12 protein-coding genes are annotated in these 19,625 nt (G+C 50.6%); 11 read left to right on the top strand and 1 reads right to left on the bottom strand.

Annotated elements, in window-relative coordinates; genetic code table 11:
* Positions 1–22: 22 nt before the first annotated feature.
* A complete protein-coding gene (locus tag ACO1NT_RS14930; protein WP_449049539.1) occupies positions 23–1,042 on the top strand; it encodes a hypothetical protein in 1,020 nt (339 codons plus the stop codon).
* Here the strand turns inward: ACO1NT_RS14930 and ACO1NT_RS14925 are convergent.
* Positions 1,029–1,790 (bottom strand): DeoR/GlpR family DNA-binding transcription regulator, encoded by a 762-nt coding sequence (locus ACO1NT_RS14925; protein WP_449049538.1) that lies wholly within the window; start codon positions 1,788–1,790, stop codon positions 1,029–1,031. The genes ACO1NT_RS14930 and ACO1NT_RS14925 overlap by 14 nt on opposite strands.
* A gap of 144 nt (positions 1,791–1,934) precedes the next feature.
* Here ACO1NT_RS14925 and ACO1NT_RS14920 point away from each other — a divergent pair, with 144 nt between their 5' ends.
* The 10 genes from ACO1NT_RS14920 to ACO1NT_RS14875 all read left to right on the top strand — a co-directional run.
* Positions 1,935–3,545 carry an FAD-dependent oxidoreductase gene (locus ACO1NT_RS14920; RefSeq protein WP_449049536.1) on the top strand — a complete coding sequence of 537 codons (1,611 nt, stop codon included), beginning with the start codon at positions 1,935–1,937 and terminating at the stop codon, positions 3,543–3,545.
* 404 nt (positions 3,546–3,949) lie between these two features.
* Positions 3,950–5,302 carry an IPT/TIG domain-containing protein gene (locus ACO1NT_RS14915; protein ID WP_449049535.1) on the top strand — a complete coding sequence of 451 codons (1,353 nt, stop codon included), beginning with the start codon at positions 3,950–3,952 and terminating at the stop codon, positions 5,300–5,302.
* A gap of 17 nt (positions 5,303–5,319) precedes the next feature.
* Positions 5,320–8,448, top strand: coding sequence for a SusC/RagA family TonB-linked outer membrane protein (locus tag ACO1NT_RS14910; RefSeq protein ID WP_449049534.1), 3,129 nt, complete (start codon positions 5,320–5,322; stop codon positions 8,446–8,448).
* 22 nt (positions 8,449–8,470) lie between these two features.
* A complete protein-coding gene (locus tag ACO1NT_RS14905; RefSeq protein ID WP_449049532.1) occupies positions 8,471–10,519 on the top strand; it encodes a RagB/SusD family nutrient uptake outer membrane protein in 2,049 nt (682 codons plus the stop codon).
* Between the two features lie 23 nt (positions 10,520–10,542).
* Complete coding sequence (locus ACO1NT_RS14900) at positions 10,543–11,439, top strand: BT_3044 domain-containing protein (protein ID WP_449049531.1); 897 nt, start codon at positions 10,543–10,545, stop codon at positions 11,437–11,439.
* A 5-nt stretch (positions 11,440–11,444) separates the two neighbouring features.
* Positions 11,445–13,448, top strand: coding sequence for a calcineurin-like phosphoesterase C-terminal domain-containing protein (locus ACO1NT_RS14895; RefSeq protein ID WP_449049530.1), 2,004 nt, complete (start codon positions 11,445–11,447; stop codon positions 13,446–13,448).
* A 32-nt stretch (positions 13,449–13,480) separates the two neighbouring features.
* Entirely contained in the window at positions 13,481–14,734 is a 1,254-nt protein-coding gene (locus tag ACO1NT_RS14890; RefSeq protein WP_449049528.1) for a BACON domain-containing protein, read from the top strand.
* A 201-nt stretch (positions 14,735–14,935) separates the two neighbouring features.
* Positions 14,936–16,420 carry a glycerol kinase GlpK gene (gene glpK, locus ACO1NT_RS14885; RefSeq protein ID WP_449049527.1) on the top strand — a complete coding sequence of 495 codons (1,485 nt, stop codon included), beginning with the start codon at positions 14,936–14,938 and terminating at the stop codon, positions 16,418–16,420.
* Between the two features lie 17 nt (positions 16,421–16,437).
* Entirely contained in the window at positions 16,438–17,175 is a 738-nt protein-coding gene (locus ACO1NT_RS14880) for an MIP/aquaporin family protein (RefSeq protein ID WP_449049526.1), read from the top strand.
* A gap of 65 nt (positions 17,176–17,240) precedes the next feature.
* Positions 17,241–19,625 (top strand): phosphocholine-specific phospholipase C (locus ACO1NT_RS14875; RefSeq protein ID WP_449049525.1); only part of this gene is annotated, 2,385 nt, incomplete at its 3' end.

Genomic DNA, 19,625 nt, shown 5'->3' with positions numbered 1-19,625 from the left:
ATTCACTGCACCGGAGTTGATCATGGTTATCGCTCGTCGTGTATTCTTCCTATCCGCCGCGTTGTTGTCTATCCTGGTAACACGCGCACAGGATATCGGTTGGGACGTTTACTTCCACGGCTTTGCCGATAACCGTGAATATGCACACTCAGGTAGGTATTCCCAATCCATACTTGGTGTCAGCATAGCACCGGAAGTTTATTTTTCAATAGACAGCAGCCATTTCCTGCATGTAGGTGCCAATTACATGCATGAATTCGGTTCCCGGGGAAATAAGACCGACCGTATCTTACCAACCATCTATTACAACTATAGACGACGGGGGCACAACTTCTACATCGGTATGTTTCCGCGCGAAGGCCTACTATCCGGATACCACAGGGCTATCCTTAATGATACGCTACGTTATTACCGCCCCAATGTCGAAGGCCTGCTATGGCGATATAGCCGAAATAACTCCTACCAACAGCTTTGGATCGACTGGACCAGCAGGCAAACAGCAATCGACCGTGAACAGTTTCTAGCGGGTATGTCAGGCCACATCCGTATGGGCCTCGCGTATTTTTCGCACCAGATCACCCTCTGGCATAATGCACGAAGTAAAGGTGACCATGAAACCGAACGAAACCCGATTCGCGACAATGGCGCCGCTATGGTTAAATTCGGGGCTGCGCTCTCATCGATATCGTTTTTAGATTCCTTAGATGTAAGTGGCGGGGGACTGGTCGCCTATGACCGGCTCCGGGGTGTTTACGACTGGCGCATACCAAAAGGGTTCATTGCCGAACTGTACGCGGAATACCGAAAGGTTTTCGTAGCCAATAGCTTCTATGCCGGGGAAAGCCTACCCATCGTATATGGCGACAGGTTCTATACCGCCAGTCGCTACAATCGGATCGACTTGGGTTGGAAGCCGCTACAATATAAAGGGCTCGAGGGACGGTTCACATTGAGTTTCCATTTTACTCCCGGCGCGTTAGACAACCAACAACTGTTCACCTTGCGCTACCGCGTGGGTAGATGGTATGCTAAACCACGGTAACCTTCACCCCTACTCGTTCCAACGCCTTCACGGTATGCTGGGGGATACCGCTATCGGTAATGATCCGATCAACCTCTTCAATGCCACATATCCGTCCGAAGCCACGTTTCCCGAACTTGGTAGAATCGGCAAGTACAATCACTTTCTGTGATACTTCCATCATTTTGCGGTTCAGGTGGGCCTCCTGTGCATTCGTGGTTGTAAGCCCAAACTCAAGATCGATCCCGTCGACTCCCAGGAAAAGTTTACTACAGAAAAAATCCGAAAGGATCTGTTCCGCATAAAGTCCGGCCACCGACGTGGAACTCTTCCGGAGAATGCCCCCGAGTTGCAGTATCTCGATGTTGGGGTGCTTAATCAATTGCACGGATACGTTCAGCGCAGACGTCACTACCGTTAAATTACCAATGGGTTTTATTTCCCTGGCCATTGCCTGCACAGTAGTCCCCGAGGCAATGATAATGGAATCGTTATCCGTGATCATTGCCGCCGCTTCCCGAGCAATGGCTGTTTTTTCCGTGGCCTGAATCCGTTCTTTTTCGAAAACGGTTTTATCAACCGTATAGGGATTAATCAAGGTCGCACCACCGTGTGTGCGGAAAAGCAGTTGCCGATCTTCCAATAATTTCAGATCCTTACGTATGGTAACGGATGACACATCGAGCTCTTTGCAAAGATCCATTACATTTACCGTTCCTTTTTTTTGCAATTGTCCGAGAATGGCTTGGTGTCGTTCTACGCTATTCATATGGCTTACTATTTTTTTCAAGCACGAACATAATCATTTCTTCGCAAAGATGAAGAGGATATTTTTTGCTATTAGAAAAATTTCATTTACTTTTGCTCTTGTATTAAAAACTTTCGATTAGTTACGTATTGAAAACCAGCGATTATGCAGTTCCAGCTTTTAAACCGAATTTCATCGTTAAAACAATTGGCCGACGGCCAGCCATTCGATGTCGTGGTGATTGGCGGCGGGGCGACCGGCTTAGGAATAGCGGTTGATGCGGCCACGAGGGGTTTAAAGGTCGCCCTGCTGGAACAACACGATTTTGCAAAAGGCACCTCCAGCCGCAGCACCAAGTTGGTACATGGCGGTGTTCGGTACCTGGCCATGGGCGACTTCAAATTGGTGCATGATGCATTAAGGGAACGTGGGATTACTTTCGCAAATGCACCGCACATCACCCATACACAACCCTTCATCATCCCTTGTTACTCGTACTTCAGCAAGCTCAAATACCTTGTCGGCCTTAAGTTCTATGATTGGCTGGCAGGGCGCCGTAGCATTGGCAAATCGACCGCGGTAACGAAAGCCGAAATCCAACAGCATTTCCCGAACCTGAAATCAGATAAACTCAAAGGGGGCGTCCGTTATTTCGACGGGCAATTCGACGACGCCCGATTAGCGATAAACTTGGCCCAAACCGCCACCACCCACGGCGCTGCACTGATTAACTACTGCCGCGTTACCGGCTTAATAAAGTCTAATGAAGGGAAAGTTAACGGGGTAAGCTTTACCGATATGGAGACAGGTGTCTCGTACGATTTGAGTGCAAAAGTAGTGATTAATGCGACTGGTGTATTTGTAGACGATGTGCTGATGATGGACACCGGCAACCATAAACCCATTGTTAAACCAAGTCAAGGCACCCATATTGTGCTGGATCACTCCTTTCTCGGAAGCGATGAAGCATTGATGATCCCCAAGACCAGCGACGGACGCGTACTCTTCGGTGTACCGTGGCATGGACACCTCCTTATCGGAACGACAGACGTACCGGTTAACCATCCCTCGCTTGAACCCAAGCCCACAACCTCAGAAGTTGCCTTTATATTAGACACTGCGGCAAAATATTTGACCAAAGCCCCAAAAAAAGACGATATTTTAAGTGTTTTTGCCGGACTCCGCCCACTGGCCGCACCCGAAGACGATCGCGATCCCACCAAAGAGATATCACGCGACCACAAACTTATGGTAAGCTCTTCCGGATTGATCACCATTACCGGTGGGAAATGGACCACCTACCGAAAAATGGCTGAAGAAACGGTGAATAAAGCCCTTGAGGTCGCCGGGCTTCCATCGGTGGCTTGCCGCACGAAAACAACAAGAGTACATGGTTATACCGAGCAACAGCACACTGGCCATTGGGCGGCATACGGTAGCGATGCGCCACGGATAAAATTACTGGCGGATAGCATCGAACAGGGGCAAGAAAAGCTCCATAACGACTTCGAACATATTATCGCAGAGGTCGTTTGGGCAACTAGACACGAAATGGCGCGCACGGTCGAAGATGTTTTAGCCCGACGGTTAAGGATACTCTTCCTCAATGCGCAAGCATCCATCGAAATGGCCCCAAAGGTGGCGGAAACCATGGCAATCGAATTGGGTAAAAGCCAAGATTGGATTGCTGAACAGCTTGCGCGGTACCACGATGTCGCTGCCATGTACCTCATAAAACCATCCCATCAAAAAGTGAAAGATAACGACACCAAATAAACAATTATGAAAAAACAGACAACAAAATAGGGATCTAAGTGCTTATATAGACTTTTTTAAGCAATGTTTCAGTCAGGATCAGCGCGATTTCGCGCCTGAGGTGTTCTTCTATGTTTCATTAAGTTTAATTTCAACGAATAATGTTTAAAAATATTTCAATTTATTTCTTTTACTTCTCATTTTAATTTCGTTACTTTGCGATTACACTAATTTAAAACCAATATAAAAACTAAACAGACAGGAGAAGGTTGCTTTTTAAATTAAACCTGTATTTATGGAAGATAAACGAAACCAACTGCACCGAATTCACATTATCGTGATTTATCGTTAACCAAAAATAAACAACAGAACTCGATACTTGCGGCAACGAAAACCATTTGAAAATTTCAAAAAATGAATATGCAATGAAGCGCTACTATTTACTGACGTGTATATTAACCGTCTTAACTCTTTTCTTCGCATGTAAAGATGAAGGAGAAGCCATTCGTAAGGAACACGACCCGAACGTACCGATTACATTAACGTCCTTTTCGCCACTGGAGGGCGGCGCGCGCGACAAAATCCTGCTGGATGGCGAGAACTTTGGAAGCGATGCCAGTAAAATCCAGGTTTTCTTTAATAACAAGGAAGCGGCGGTGGTCTCTTCCAGCGGGAATCGGATTTATGCCATCGTGCCGCGTCTACCGGGTGAGGACCCTGTAATAAAGGTGGTTATCGGCGAAAAATCGGCCTCCTATGAGGAGACCTTCACTTACACTGCTCAAGCGCAGGTTACCACGGTCACCGGTTCTGGCGACAGGGAATTCGTGCCGGGAACCCTTGACGAAGCGCATGTGTGTGCAAAGTACCTGGAAGTGGACGCGGAGGGTAACCTGTTCATGACCTGGCGGGACGGCACGGGTGATTCGAAATATGGTGTGGGCCGGATCAGTGAGGCAGAAAATCTCGTGACTTCCATGTATACGGCTGGGAGCAGCCCCTATCCGTATGCCAACGGCATAACGGTCGACCGCAAGACGGGCATGATGACCGTTTCCCACGAATCGGTTGTTGAGGTGTTTTTCTCTTTCGACCCGAAAGAGGGATGGTACCCCCGCCAGCGCAATGCGTCGTTCGCGACTGAACATGGAATTCCAAATGGTGACCAGTATATGAACTTTATCTCGTTCAGTCCCTATGATGGGTTTCTCTATACCCGCTCTCGCGATGGCAGTGTGGTCAAGATAAATCCCGAAACTTATGAAGCGACCCTCGTACACGAAGGGTCGAAAGCCGCTGATTCAAAATGGCCGTATGGATCGCAGTATGGGCAGGGTATTAACCCCAAGAAGCCTTGGGAGCTTTGGATGACCCTCCATTCAAATGCCAGTCCGAATGAATTCAAACAAGGGCTCATGATGCTGGATTTACGCCCGGAACACATCAATGAAGGCTTCAAACGGGTCAATGCCGTCGGCGGTAGCGGTCATCGCGATGGACCGATCGAAGATGCTGTATTTAACTACCCAAAAGGCATCAAGTTTGACAACGACGGAAACATGTTTGTTGCGGACTATAATAACCATTGTATCCGTATGGTATCGGCCGACGGCATCGTCACGACGGTTGCAGGGCAACCCGGAGTCGCGGGTTACAGAGATGGAGGTCCGCTAGAGTCTCTGTTCCGGAACCCTTGGGGGGTTGCAGTCAACGAACAAGGAGATATCTATATTGCTGATTATGGCAATTCACGGATCCGCAAATTAGTTATTGAATAATAAAGCTGTCTAATACAATGAGAATCATTCATATTTTGTGCCTGTTACCCTTGTGTTTTTGGCTCACGGCAACATCTGCACAGCAAACAAAGGAGTTAACGGTTGCCGGTACGGTGGTCGACGAAACGGGCGAGCCGTTATCCGCCGTATCTATTTATGTAAAAGACAAGGCCACCGCCGGTACGTCAACCGATGCCAATGGCGCGTTTAGCATAAACGTGGAGTATGGCGATCGGCTGGTATTTTCGTATGTCGGTTATGAACCATTCGAGCATGTGGCCATCGAATCGACCAATGATCTGTCTATCGCGCTCACCAGCAAGAGTGAGGCCCTGGACGAAGTCGTCGTGGTCGGCCTAGGTGCTACGCAGCGAAAGATCAGCTCGGTCGGCGCCATCACCTCCGTTGATGTGAAAGACCTCCAAAGTCCGGCTCCTTCCATGACCAACCTGCTTGGCGGACGGGCAGCCGGGGTCATCTCGATGCAGGCCAGTGGCGAACCGGGACAAAACATCGCTGACTTCTGGATACGCGGTATCGGTACATTCGGCGCCAATGCCAGTGCCCTGGTGCTCATCGATGGTTTAGAAGGTGATCTGAATACCATAGACCCGGCGGATGTCGAGAGCTTCTCCATACTGAAGGATGCGTCGGCCACCGCCGTTTATGGGGTACGCGGTGCCAACGGCGTGGTATTGGTTACTACCAAGAGAGGTACGGTGGACCGCATACAGATCACGGCCCGCGCCAACACCACCCTTTCGCGGCTCAATCGCTTGCCACAATACCTGCGCGCTTACGACTATGCGCTATTGGCCAATGAGGCCGCTTTCGCCCGCAACGAATCGCCTGTTTATACCGAAACCGAACTGGGCATCATCCAAGATGGATTGGATCCGGATATGTATCCGGATGTGAACTGGCAGGACGAAATCCTCAACAAAAGCTTTTGGCGCCAAAGCTATTATATGAGTGGACGTGGGGGGTCTGATGTAGCCCGTTACTTCCTGAGCTTGGGCGGAAAAAGTGAAACTGCCGCTTACAAGGTAGACAAAAGCAGTCCGTACAGCTCCAATGTAGGCTTCGATACCTACACGTACCGGATCAACTTGGACATTAACTTGACCCCAACGACCAAAGTATACCTGGGATCGGATGGATATTTATCCAAACTGGATCAGCCCGGTGTGGCCAATACCGACTTCATATGGGGTGCGCAGTCAGCGCTCACTCCGTTAGCCGTTCCCACACAATATTCCAACGGTATGCTGCCCGCCATGGGAAGTGGCGGATTATCATCTCCCTCTGTGCTGATTAACCGTACCGGGAAAGCCTCGGAACAGTGGTACAAAGGCAAAACGACCCTCTCGCTGAACCAAGATCTTTCCGCTATATTAAAGGGGCTCAAGTTCCGTGTGCAGGGTGCCTACGACATCCATAGTGAATTTAAGGAGCGCAGATGGGTACAACCGGCGCTCTATCAGGCGATGGGTCGGGACTACGATGGATCGCTCATCACCCAGGAAACGGTACAGGAGAGAACTGCGGACTACAGTAAAGAAACGCAGCAATACCGCAAGTTCCATTTAGAGTCCACGATCAACTACGACCAGAAATTCGGTGATGACCACCGCACATCGGCATTGATCTATTACTACATCAGTGATGCCAAAAAAACCGAAGATGCCACCAACAACTTAACAGCTATTCCGTTACGTTATCAAGGGGTATCCAGTCGACTGACCTACGGGTTCCGGGATACCTATTTGCTGGATGTCAACTTTGGGTACACCGGCTCCGAAAACTTCCAACCGGGCCGACAGTACGGCTTTTTTCCATCGGTTGCCGTGGGTTGGGTGCCCACGAGCTACAAATTTATGCAGGAAAAGGCTCCTTGGCTCAATTATTTCAAGATCCGCGCATCCTACGGGACCGTGGGTAACGACCGTATCATCAACGATGTCCGTTTTCCATACCTAACGAAGGCCAATCAAGGTTTCGGCACCGTATGGGGAGTGTATGGTATAGAAACCATCAGCGAAACCCGTATCGGTGCGGATAACCTGGCCTGGGAAAGGGCGATCAAATCCAACCTCGGTATTGAAGGCCGGTTGTTTAACGACAAGATCGATTTCGTGATCGACTTCTTCCGGGATCAGCGCAACGGTATTTTCCAACAACGGGTGCAGGTACCGGAGTACGTAGGGGTCATTTCCAATCCCTACGCCAATGTGGGCCGGATGAGAAGTACCGGTGCCGATGGAAACATCAGCTACAACACGCAGGTTAATGAAGACTTCGGTTTCACCGTGCGCGGTAATTTCACCTACTCTAAAAACGTGGTGCAAAATTGGGAACAAGCCTATATGGAATATCCGTACCTGGAATACAACGGCTTCCCATACGGTTCCATCCGTGGCTATCAGGCCCTGGGTCTATTCAAGGACGAAGACGATGTCAGGTATAGTCCGAAACAGACCTTTGGTACGGTCATGCCCGGCGACATCAAATACAAGGATGTCAATGGCGACGGCGTGATCAACCCGTTAGACAAAGTACCTTTAACCCATAGCGATTATCCCTTGTTGATGTTTGGCTTTGGCGGCGAGTTCCGCTATAAAGATCTATCCCTGGGCGTGCTGTTCAAAGGAACCGGAAGAACGCCTTTCTACTATGTAGGAATGCCTAAGGAATATAAGGGTGTCACAGAAATTAACGGGATGGGTTATATGCCTTTTTACAACGGTACGGCAGGTAACGTGATTACGTTGGCAAACAATCCGGAAAATCGGTGGATCCCCTTGGAATATGCCATCGAAAACGGCATCGACCCGGCGTTGGCAGAAAACCCGGATGCCCGTTTCCCACGCCTGCAATATGGCGAGAACAGCAACAACACGCAATTATCGACTTTTTGGCAAGACGACGCACGCTACATACGGTTGCAGGAAATCACATTGAGTTACCGCGTCAGTCCGGCCTTCCTGCAACGGGTAGGTGTCAGCTCAATGGATCTCCAGTTTGTGGGAAACAACCTCTATATATGGGACAACGTGAAAATCTTTGACCCGGAACAAGCCGCATGGAACGGTCGTAAATACCCTATACCGACCACGTATTCGGCACAGGTATATATCAATTTCTAGGCGACAGGCATAAATAAACGACATGAAAACGTCAATAATCATAAAGAGAATAGCGAGCGCAGCCCTGATCATTCAGCTGGTTGCGATGATGACTTCCTGTAAGGACTACCTGAATATCGACAGTTACTTCGATGATGAATTCAACATCGATTCGGCATTCAGCAACACCCGGAATATGGAAGCCTATATGTGGGGGGCAGCCGCCATGTTCAATGATGAATCTCGAACCATCCGAAGCAATTATACGCCCGGGCCCATGGCGACGGACGAAGCATTCAACGGACTGACAGGCGCCGGAACCACCAATATCTATTACGGGATGGATTTTGCTACGGGAAACATTACACCGGATAAATTGGGCGGACTCAACCAATGGAATAGGTATTACAAAATCATCCGGAAATGCAATTTGATCTTGGAAAACCTTGAGCAGCCGTTCGATATGACCACACTCGATCGGCAACGGATCGAAGGGTATACCCGCTTCATACGGGCCTATGCCTACTACAATATTTTGGTGGATTACGGTCCTCCAATATTGCTAGGCGATGAAGTGCTCAACACGAACGAATCCATGGAATACTATGACCGGCCTCGGTCTACCTACGACGAAGCGATGGACTACACCTGTGGCGAGTTGGAAAAAGCTGCCCAACTGATGCCGACAGATGTGGGGCTTCTGAACTTTGGACGTCCGACGAAAGGAGCCGCATTGGCGCTGGTTGCCCGTTTGCGGCTGATACACGCCAGCCCGTTGTATAACGGTGGTGACGCAGCCCGTTCTTACTTTGGCAATTGGAAACGGAAGACCGACGGAGTGCATTATGTTTCCCAGGAATATGACGAAGCACGGTGGGCCGTCGCCGCAGCAGCCGCCAAACGCGTAATGGATATGGGATTATACAAACTCTATACGGTACCCGCAGATGATCGAACACCTGCGCTGCCAACCGGTATTACCTCCGACCCCGATTTTTATAACACTTATCCTAACGGAGCGGCCGGCATTGATGCCTTCAGGTCCTATTCGGATATCTTTACCGGTGAATCCGTGGCCGCCATCAATCCGGAGATTATTTGGGGGAGAAGTGCTCCGTATATCAACACCGACCTCAACCAGGGCGCTCTTCCGCCAACGCTCGGCGGTTGGGGGCGCTTCTGTGTAACGCAGAAAGTCGTCGATGCCTACCTGATGAATGATGGTCGGACCATACAAGAAGCCCGTGGCGACACGTATTTCGAGCAAGTCAGCGATTTGCCCGCCGGCGGCACTTTTGAAGACCTCTTTACCGAACAATCGAAGAGCTTCTCGGGATACCCGCTCAATGCGGGTGTGTATAAGATGTATGCCAACCGGGAGATGCGCTTTTACGCATCCGTCGGATTCAACGAAGCGGTGTGGCAGGCATTGTCTTCCACAACGCTTTATAATCACACCGCTAAATACTACTTCCAGGATCTGGATGGCCGTGGCGGCGTTAGCGCGAACTCTCCCAACTATCCGATTACGGGGTACATCATCAAAAAATGGGTTCACCCCTATGACGCTAAAAACGGAACGGGGGCACGGCAACTCCCCAAATTTTACGCCATCATCCGGTATGCCGAGATCCTGTTGTCGTATGCCGAGGCACTCAGCAACCTGACCGGCAGCCACACCGTCCAGTTGGGTGACAAATCATATACCCTGAGCCGCAATATTGATGAGATAAAAGGTGCGTTCAATGCCGTCCGCTATCGCGCTGGACTGCCCGGCTTATCGGCAAGCCAGCTTGCCAATCAAGCGGAACTACAGGAGCAAATCGAACGGGAACGCATGATTGAGTTTCTGTGGGAAAACAGACGTTTCTACGATGTCCGTCGTTGGGGCATCTACGAGGAAACCGAACGTGAGCCGATCATGGGCATGAACCCAGACGGCGCGACCAAAGAGGCCTATTACCGGCGTGTCATTCCGGGCACCTCCTCGTTCCTGACCAGAGAAGTCAATAAAAGAGCCAATTGGGTGCCGTTACCGCGTGCCGAATTGAGAAGATTGCCTTCGGTCGATCAAAATCCGGGCTATAATTAGGAATGAACGATAAAAGAAAAAAAATGAAAAGAGGTTATATAGCAATGCTTGCACTGAGTACAGTGCTCGTATCCTGCAAGGACAATGAAGTGTTCGAAAAGGAAATGTATAAAAACGAGGTCTCCTTAATTAGTAGCGACGATCACAATGTTTTTCGAGAGGTCGTGCAATTGACCGGAGACGAAATCATCGGGTATGTAGCCGCTTCTGTCGGCGGTACCCATGCCCCTGAAAAGGATCTGGTGATTGGCTTGGAGGAAGATCCCGCGCCCTTGGAAGAATATAACTGGTCGAATTTTGATGCGGCGGAAGAATTGTATGCCAAACTGGTGCCCGCCGACAAGTACGAGCTTCTTGACGACAAGATCGTAATCAAAGCTGGTGAGCGTACGGGACGAACCATGATCAAGCTGCGGCCAGAAGGCCTATCTCCGGACTCGACCTATTTTATCGGGTTAAAGGCTACCAATATCGCGGACGTGGAGATTAATCCTACAAAAAACACCGTGCTCTATCAGGTATCGTTCGAAAATGAGTACGCTTCCCAGATCACCAATTCCATGTATACGATGACGGGGATCAAAGACGGCAACATACCTGTGGCTGCCAATAAAGAGCTTTTTCCATTGACACATAACAGTGTACGGATGATCGCCGGCAATGAATTATACGAGTCGAAAGTATCAACAATCGAAAAAAAATCCATTATATTGGAAGTAGACGAATTCAACAACGTGACCATCAAGCCATATAAGGACATCTCGGTTGTGCAATTAAACAATGACCCCAAGTATCCGAATATATTTAAGGTCGAAGAGGCTTTCGGGAGAGAAACCAACGTGTTTCTATTGTCGTACGAATATACGATAGATGGCGTCACCATGACGATGAAAGAACGCGTGGAGTTGCAGGTCAAGTAGCATAAATGGAAAAGAAAGACCATTTTACCCGGCGTGCTTTTATACAGGGCACTATTGTCACTGGCCTGGGGTTGACCCTCAACCTGGGGAGCTGCAAAAAGCCGTCCCTACCGGAGGAGCCAACCGAGCCGACCAAACCCGATGAAACGCCGGAACCGGACGACAGCGAGGACACCTTCAAGGTGACCGATGTGTCCTTCCCGTTCCAGACGGACGTATCCAAGGGGATGGCGCTTACCATCGCGGGGGTCGGGTTCGCCACGGGTGACAGGATTGTCTTTCAGCCGGTAGCCGGCACCAACCACGAGAAAGTTACCGTGGAAACCACTAGTGTCACCGACTATGCCGCCGTTGTGGTACTGCCCGACACGCTCCATTCGGTCCGGTACGAAATCTACGTAACCAGAGGTACGGAGTCGTTGTATTTGGGTGCTACCAACTTGAAGGTTGTCTTTAACGCCACGATCCCCGACCAACCCGGGATGACGGTAAAAGGTACCGTCTACGCCGCCGGTGCGGGCTTAGCCGGCGTGGTGGTCTCGGACGGCTACGCGGTTTCGAAAACAGATGCCGAGGGAGTCTATTACCTGCCATCGGCAAAGAAGAACGGCTATGTTTTCGTGTCTATCCCGGCAAACTACGAGGTCGCAACCGATGAGCGCCTGCCGCTGTTTTTCAATCGGCTGGCCCGGGCCGAACAGATTGTGGAAATCATGGATTTCGAGCTCACCCCCGTCGACAACAATCACCACGTGGTCATGGTGTTGGGCGACATGCACCTGGCCAACAGAAACCAAGATGTCAGTCAATTCCAATCGGGATTCCTGGCCGACGTGAACCAGTCCATCAGCCACTACGAGCAGGCGGGCAAGAAGGTGTATGCATTGACCCTGGGCGACATGACCTGGGATACCTATTGGCAATCGAATAATTATTCCCTGCCCGATTATCTCCAGGAAATGAATAAGATCAATGCGCCGGTATTCAATACGATAGGAAACCACGACAACAACCCGGCCAAGACGGGCGATTGGGAAACTTCCGACAGGTTCCGCACCATTCTTGGCCCTACCTATTATTCATTCAACATCGGGAAGGTACATTATGTGGTTCTTGACAACATCGAATACCTGAACACCAATAACCGCAACTATAATGGTACCATCGTTGCCGAACAGATGGCTTGGTTGGTCAAGGATCTCGATATGATTACCGATAAAAGTACGCCGATTTTCGTTGCGATGCATATTCAGCTCGCATCAAATCCGAACATCGAAAGCGGCGAATCGGCAAACCCAAGGATCCGGTTGACCAATGGGCAGGAACTGATCGATGTGTTGAGTGCCTTTGATACGGTGCACGTGTTTACCGGGCACACCCACATGAATTACAACATCCGTTATTCACCCTCGCTTTTGGAACATAATATTGGCGTGGTATGTGCCACTTGGTGGTGGACAGGCAAATTGGCCAACAACCACATCTGCAAGGACGGCACACCCGGCGGGTATGAAATATGGGAAGCGGACCACCGGGACCTGAAATGGACGTATAAAAGCATCGGATATGACGAAGACTATCAATTCAGGGCTTATGACCTGAACAAGGTCCACATCACGAAAGATGTCTATGCACCGGCATACACCGGTACATCGTGGAATACCTATGCCGTGGAATATGCTGATCAAAACCAACGCAACGAGGTGCTGATCAATGTATGGAACTACGATACCGATTGGACCGTTACCGTAGCTGAAAACGGCAACCAGCTACCCGTTACGCGGGTACACGCGCGGGACCCGCTGCACATCATATCGTATACTGCAAAACGGTTGGATGCCAATGCGGTACCCACGGCAGATTTTGTAACGGCGAAATCGTCGCACTTATTCAAGGTGCAGGCGTCATCGCCCACCAGTACATTGGAGATTACCGTTACGGACGGTCTCGGAAGGGTATACACCGAGCAGATGGTCCGCCCTAAAGAACTGGAGTACCTCATGAGGTAACACCATAAACTGATTATCTTAAAATCACAACAATGAAAGCAACTGATTACACTAAACTAGGAAAGGTGTTGATTACGTCCTTAAACGTGTTATGCTTGGGCATCTTAGTATTCTTTTCTTCCTGCGAAAAGGAAGACGGCGGTGGCACCCCGTTTTCACTGAAAGACAACCCGACGGAAATGGTCGTTTCCGCACAGGGCGAATCCCAGACCTTTACCGTACAGACTCCCGGGGCATGGGAAGTTGAGCCCCTACGCGACGAGCCGTGGATCAAGATCGAACCCATGGCAGGAACCGGCAACGGAACATTTACGGTTACGGTCGACCGGAACACAACGCTGGAAGCTCGGGAATCGGTGCTCACCTTTGTGGTCGATGGCGGTAGAAAGAATACCGTGTTGCGGATCGATCAGGCAGCGCGTGAACAAGAAGACGGAACCGCCGATCCTTATTTAAATCTCGACGGGATGGAACGTTTAGAAGTGCCCGAAGAGGGCCTGTATGGGCGATATACTGTCCGCTCTACCGGCGAGTGGAAAATAGAGATCCCAGAAGATGCGGACTGGCTAACCATCGAACCGATGACAGGAAGCTTCGACCAGGGCGTAACCGTGACGGTCGATTTAAATGCGACACCTAATGCCCGTACAGCAAATCTCATTTTCTACCTCAATGGCGAGCAGGTTCCCGACTTGTTTGAAGTCAGCCAGGCAGGTATGCAAATCATCCTCTATGAGGATTTCAACTGGTTGAATTACGGAAGTTCCATTTTTTACACGACCAGCGGCGAAACCCGAATAGATAAATGGACCGACACTGAGATGGAAAAAGGATGGTCTTGGCACAAGCCATCGGCCGACAACATTCCCTCTACCTATGCCCGTGACGGTTTTGTGAAACTCGGCAAAACGAATTACGGAGCGGATATACTCAGTCCGAAACTGGCTGCAGTGGAGGGTACACAGAATCTGCAGGTATCGTTTAAAGCGGTTCCTTACCAAACCGCCGGTGGCACCAGGGATGGTACCGTACTCAAGGTAGGCTTGGTTGGCCCCGGCACGATCAATACAGAAACGTTTGCTATCGATAACTGGCCCAATTATGACCTCGATCCAAACTGTACCGAGATTTGGTTAGCCCCCGAAACAACGCGCACATTCACCATCACCGGGGCCACTGCCGAGACGCAAGTCTGGTTTTTGGGTGGTGATTATGATCTGCGTGATGCCGATCCCAATAAAAACCGCATATTTTTAGACGACATCCTCATCACGGTCTTGAAATGATAAGCATGGTGTATCGGCCGACAGTGTCCCGGCTTGGTTATATGGCGCCAGGCACGGCTGTACTTTGTTTTGAGTCAAACATTTTTTAGCTTTGGCAGCTCTTGCAGTGCTTATGAACCGTGTAAATCCAAATGCATATACTATTGCGAAGCAAGAAAAACAAGACAAGGTGAGGTAATCCGAAATCAGTAAATTGAAATTATGAGCCAATATATCTTAGCATTAGACCAAGGGACCACGAGCTCGCGCGCTATCATCTTCGACCAAGAGGGAAAAATCGCGGCATTGGCCCAAAAGGAATTCAAACAGTATTATCCACAATCAGGATGGGTCGAACACGATGCACAGGAAATCTGGTCAAGCCAGCTCTCCGTAGCCACTGAGGTCGTGGCCAAAGCTGGATTAAAGGCATCCTCCATCGCCGCGATAGGCATCACCAACCAACGGGAAACAACCATCATTTGGGAACGGGCCACCGGTCGACCGATACACCCGGCCATTGTTTGGCAAGAACGGCGTACGGCCAGCTACTGCGATTCGTTAAAGAAACAGGGCCATGCCGACACCATCAGAGAAAAGACAGGCCTTCTTATCGACGCCTATTTCTCTGCCAGCAAAATCAACTGGATGCTAAGCCAGGTGGAAGGTGCCCGCGAGAAAGCTGAAAACGGTGAACTGGCTTTCGGAACGGTAGACTCGTGGCTGATCTGGAACCTAACCGGCGGTGAAAAGCATGTCACCGATGTGACCAACGCATCACGCACCATGCTTTACAACATCAACACCCTTTCGTGGGACGATGAACTGTTGGACTTATTTGAAATCCCCCGCAGTCTGTTGCCTGAAGTGAAGAGTTCATCGGAAGTCTACGGCGAGACCGCCGCAAATATCCTAGCGGCAACCATCCCGATTGCCGGTATCGCAGGCGACCAACAGGCGGCCCTTTTCGGCCAGTTATGCACCCAGCCCGGCATGGTGAAGAACACGTATGGTACGGGATGTTTCATGTTGATGAACATCGGCGAAAAGCCGTTGCTTTCGAAAAATAACCTGGTCACTACCATCGCTTGGCAGCTTGGAGACACGGTGCAATATGCGCTTGAGGGCAGTATTTTCATCGGCGGAGCCATTGTACAATGGCTCCGTGATGGCTTGGGTATCATCCGGAATTCGGCTGATGTGGAAGAGCTGGCGGCTAAGGTACAAAACACCGACGGCGTTTACCTCGTCCCGGCATTTGCCGGTTTAGGAGCCCCGCATTGGGATCCCTACGCAAGGGGGACCATCGTTGGGCTCACCCGGGGCAGCAACGCCTCGCATATTGCACGTGCCGCATTGGAAGGCATTGCCTTTCAGACGGCAGATATCCTCCGGGCGATGGAAGCCGATGCACAAACCGAGATCAAGGAGCTGCGTGTCGACGGCGGCGCTACCGCGAACAACCTGCTGCTCCAATTCCAGGCAGACATCCTCAAAGCGAAAGTCGTGCGCCCAAAGATCACGGAAACAACGGCCATTGGGGCCGCATATTTGGCCGGACTGGCCGTGGGGCTCTGGAAAAGCACCGACGAAATCCAAAGCCAGTGGCAAGTGGACCGCACATTCGTTGCCGACTCTTCGTACGATGCCGAATCAGCAACCCGCAGCTGGCACAAGGCTGTGGAAACGGCAAAAACGTTTAAATAAAATCAAGTAGATAAGATATGACACCATTCATTGCAGAAATCCTCGGCACGGGCTTCCTCATCCTGCTGGGAGGCGGCGTGGTTGCCAACGTGGTATTGAAAGGCACCAACGGAAATAACAGTGGCTGGATTGTGATTACCACCGCATGGGCGCTCGCCGTATTTGTGGGCGTAGTCATCGCCGGACCCTACAGTGGCGGGCACCTCAATCCAGCCGTCACGTTAGCGATGTGGATGGTGGGAACCATCGATACGGTCGATGCATTGTGGTACGTATTGGCTCAATTCATCGGTGCCATGGGCGGTGCTTTCGTGGTGTGGCTAATCTATCAGGATCATTTCAAAGCGACGGACGATGCCGGTGCCAAACAAGCGGTTTTTTGTACCGCGCCGGCGATCCGAAATTTACCCGTGAATCTCATCAGCGAAATAGTGGGTACCTTCGTACTCCTGTTTGCTGTTTTCTACTTCACGGATGCTCAGTTGGGCGATACCGACCAGGTTACGCCGATTGGGCTCGGATCCATTGGTGCTATTCCGGTTGCCTTCGTGGTGTGGGTCATCGGCTTGGCGTTAGGCGGTACCACTGGTTATGCTATCAATCCGGCGCGTGACCTGGGACCCCGCATGATGCATGCCTTATTGCCCATACGAGATAAAGCGGCATTCAACGTGTCATACGCTTGGGTGCCCGTTATCGGCCCGCTGGTGGGGGCAGCGCTTGCCGCTGGCCTGTACCTATTATTGGACGTATAATACTCCGGCCCTGTTGCCGCAGATCCCATATCCAGGGACTACAGGAATCAAAAAGAGATGAATCGATGGAAAACCGAAGAGATTTTTTAAAAAAATTGACCCTACTGGCCGGAGCCACGGGTATGGCGACCGGTATTCCGCCAGCCATCCAGCGCGCATTGGCGATACCGCCAACACCGGGGAGTACATTCCTGGATGCAGAACATATTGTCATCCTGATGCAGGAAAACCGATCGTTCGACCACGCGTTTGGGACACTCAAAGGCGTTCGCGGATTCAACGACCCCCGCTTCATATCCCAGCCGAACGGCAACCCCGTTTGGTTCCAATCCGATCTCAAGGGCCATACCTACGCTCCTTTCCGACTGAATCTGCGGGAAACGAAAGCCACATGGATGGGTGCAGTACCACATTCCAGATCCAGTCAGGTAGATGCCTATAATGATGGTGGACACGATAATTGGATCGAATCAAAAAGAAGAGGCGGCGATTTGGGTAAGATTCCCCTTACAATGGGGTACTATAACCGCCAGGATATTCCCTTCAATTATGCGCTTGCCGACGCATTCACCGTCTGTGATCAGAATTTCTGCTCGGGTATGACAAGTACCTGGCCAAATCGTTTCTTTTTTTGGACGGGTACGATAAGGGAAGAACAGACCCCTACCAGTAAGTGGTGGATACGGAACGACCTCGGCCTTGGACAAGGCCGGTGGAAAACGTTCCCCGAGCGCTTAGAAGAGGCAGGCATCAGCTGGCGGATATACCAGAACGACGTCAGCTGCGGCGGGGGCTTCGTGGGCGAAGAGCGCTCTTGGTTAGCCAATTTCGGCTGTAACCCACTCGAACGGTTCGAACGGTATAACGTGCAGTTTACGTCGCGCTATCTCATCGGTTACCGGAACCAACTGCACGAGCTACCGGCAGAGATCGATGAACTTCAGGATAAAATCGCCAAGCTTGAAGTGGGAAGCGAGGCGCACCAAAAAGCCCAAAAGGCATTGGAAAAGAAGACGGACGCCTTGGCAAAAGCACAGCGCGAAGTAAGACACTGGGCAGCGGAAAATTTCGACAAACTCGACGAAACCGAAAAAAACCTCTTCCAAAAAGCCTTTACGACCAACCAGGACGATCCCGATTTCCATAGCCTTGATGTCTTGAAATATACCGATGAGGCAGGACAAGAACAGGAGCTTACGGTACCCAAGGGCGACATTTTGCATGCATTTCGGAAAGACGTGGCAGCGGGGACCTTACCTACCGTTTCTTGGATGGTACCGGCCGAAAGGTATTCGGACCACCCTACCTCGCCTTGGTACGGATCGTGGTATGTATCGGAAATCATGGATACGCTGACCAAAAACCCTGAAGTGTGGAAGAAGACGATCTTAATCATGACCTACGATGAGAACGACGGTTACTTTGACCACATCCCGCCATTCGTACCCCCAAACCCATATAAAAAAGACCCGGGCAAATGTTCCGATGGCATCGATCCCCGTATCGAATATACTACCCTAGAGCAGGAACTGGCCGAGGGAAAAAAAAAGAACGACGCCCGCGGTGCGGCCATGGGTTTGGGTTACCGCGTGCCGTTGGTCATCGCCTCGCCTTGGACAACAGGCGGACGTGTATGCTCGCAAGTGTTCGACCATACCTCTACCCTACAGTTTTTAGAAACCTTTGTCAATCAAAAGTTCAATACCAGCATTAAGGAAGATAACATCAGTGCATGGCGACGGGCCATATGTGGAAACCTGACCGCCGCATTCCTGCCCGCCGACAAGCTGCAGGACAACGACGGCAACCTACCGTATATCCAGCGGGATAGTTATCTGACGGGTATCCATCAGGCACAATTCCGGGATGCCCCCAACGGTTTCCGAAACATGGAAAGTGATGAGCTGGTAAACGGCAAGACGCGCCCTTGGAATTTACCCCATATGCCACGACAGGAACCGGGAATCAAACCCGCATCGCCATTACCCTATGAGCCGTATGCCGACTTGAAATCCAATGCAGGTGGGTTGACGTTGAGCCTCGCGGCTGGAAACACTTTCTTCGGGAAAGAAAGTGCCGGCGTGCCATACACCGTTTATCACCGTGGCCAGATCCGTTCGTATGCCGTCGTTGCCGGCGATCGGCTTACCGACGATTTCAACATCGACGCAGAAGGTTATGATATCAAGGTCAACGGTCCCAACGGGTTCCATCGCCATTTCAATGGCCCCCGCTTTCCGAGCCTCGCCGTTGAACTCCACTATGACACCCGCAACGGCCATCCCACGGGAAACATATTACTTCTGCTGAAGAACAATGGCAGTACCATGTCCACCGTTCATATTAAAGACAACGCGTATAAAAAGCCTGATCAAACACATTCTTTGAAAGCCGGAGATACCAAGAGCATCGTATTGCCCCTTACAGAGAGCCACCATTGGTACGATTTG

The organism is Parapedobacter sp. (assembly GCF_053550995.1).
This window is presented reverse-complemented; position numbering and strand designations above follow the sequence as displayed.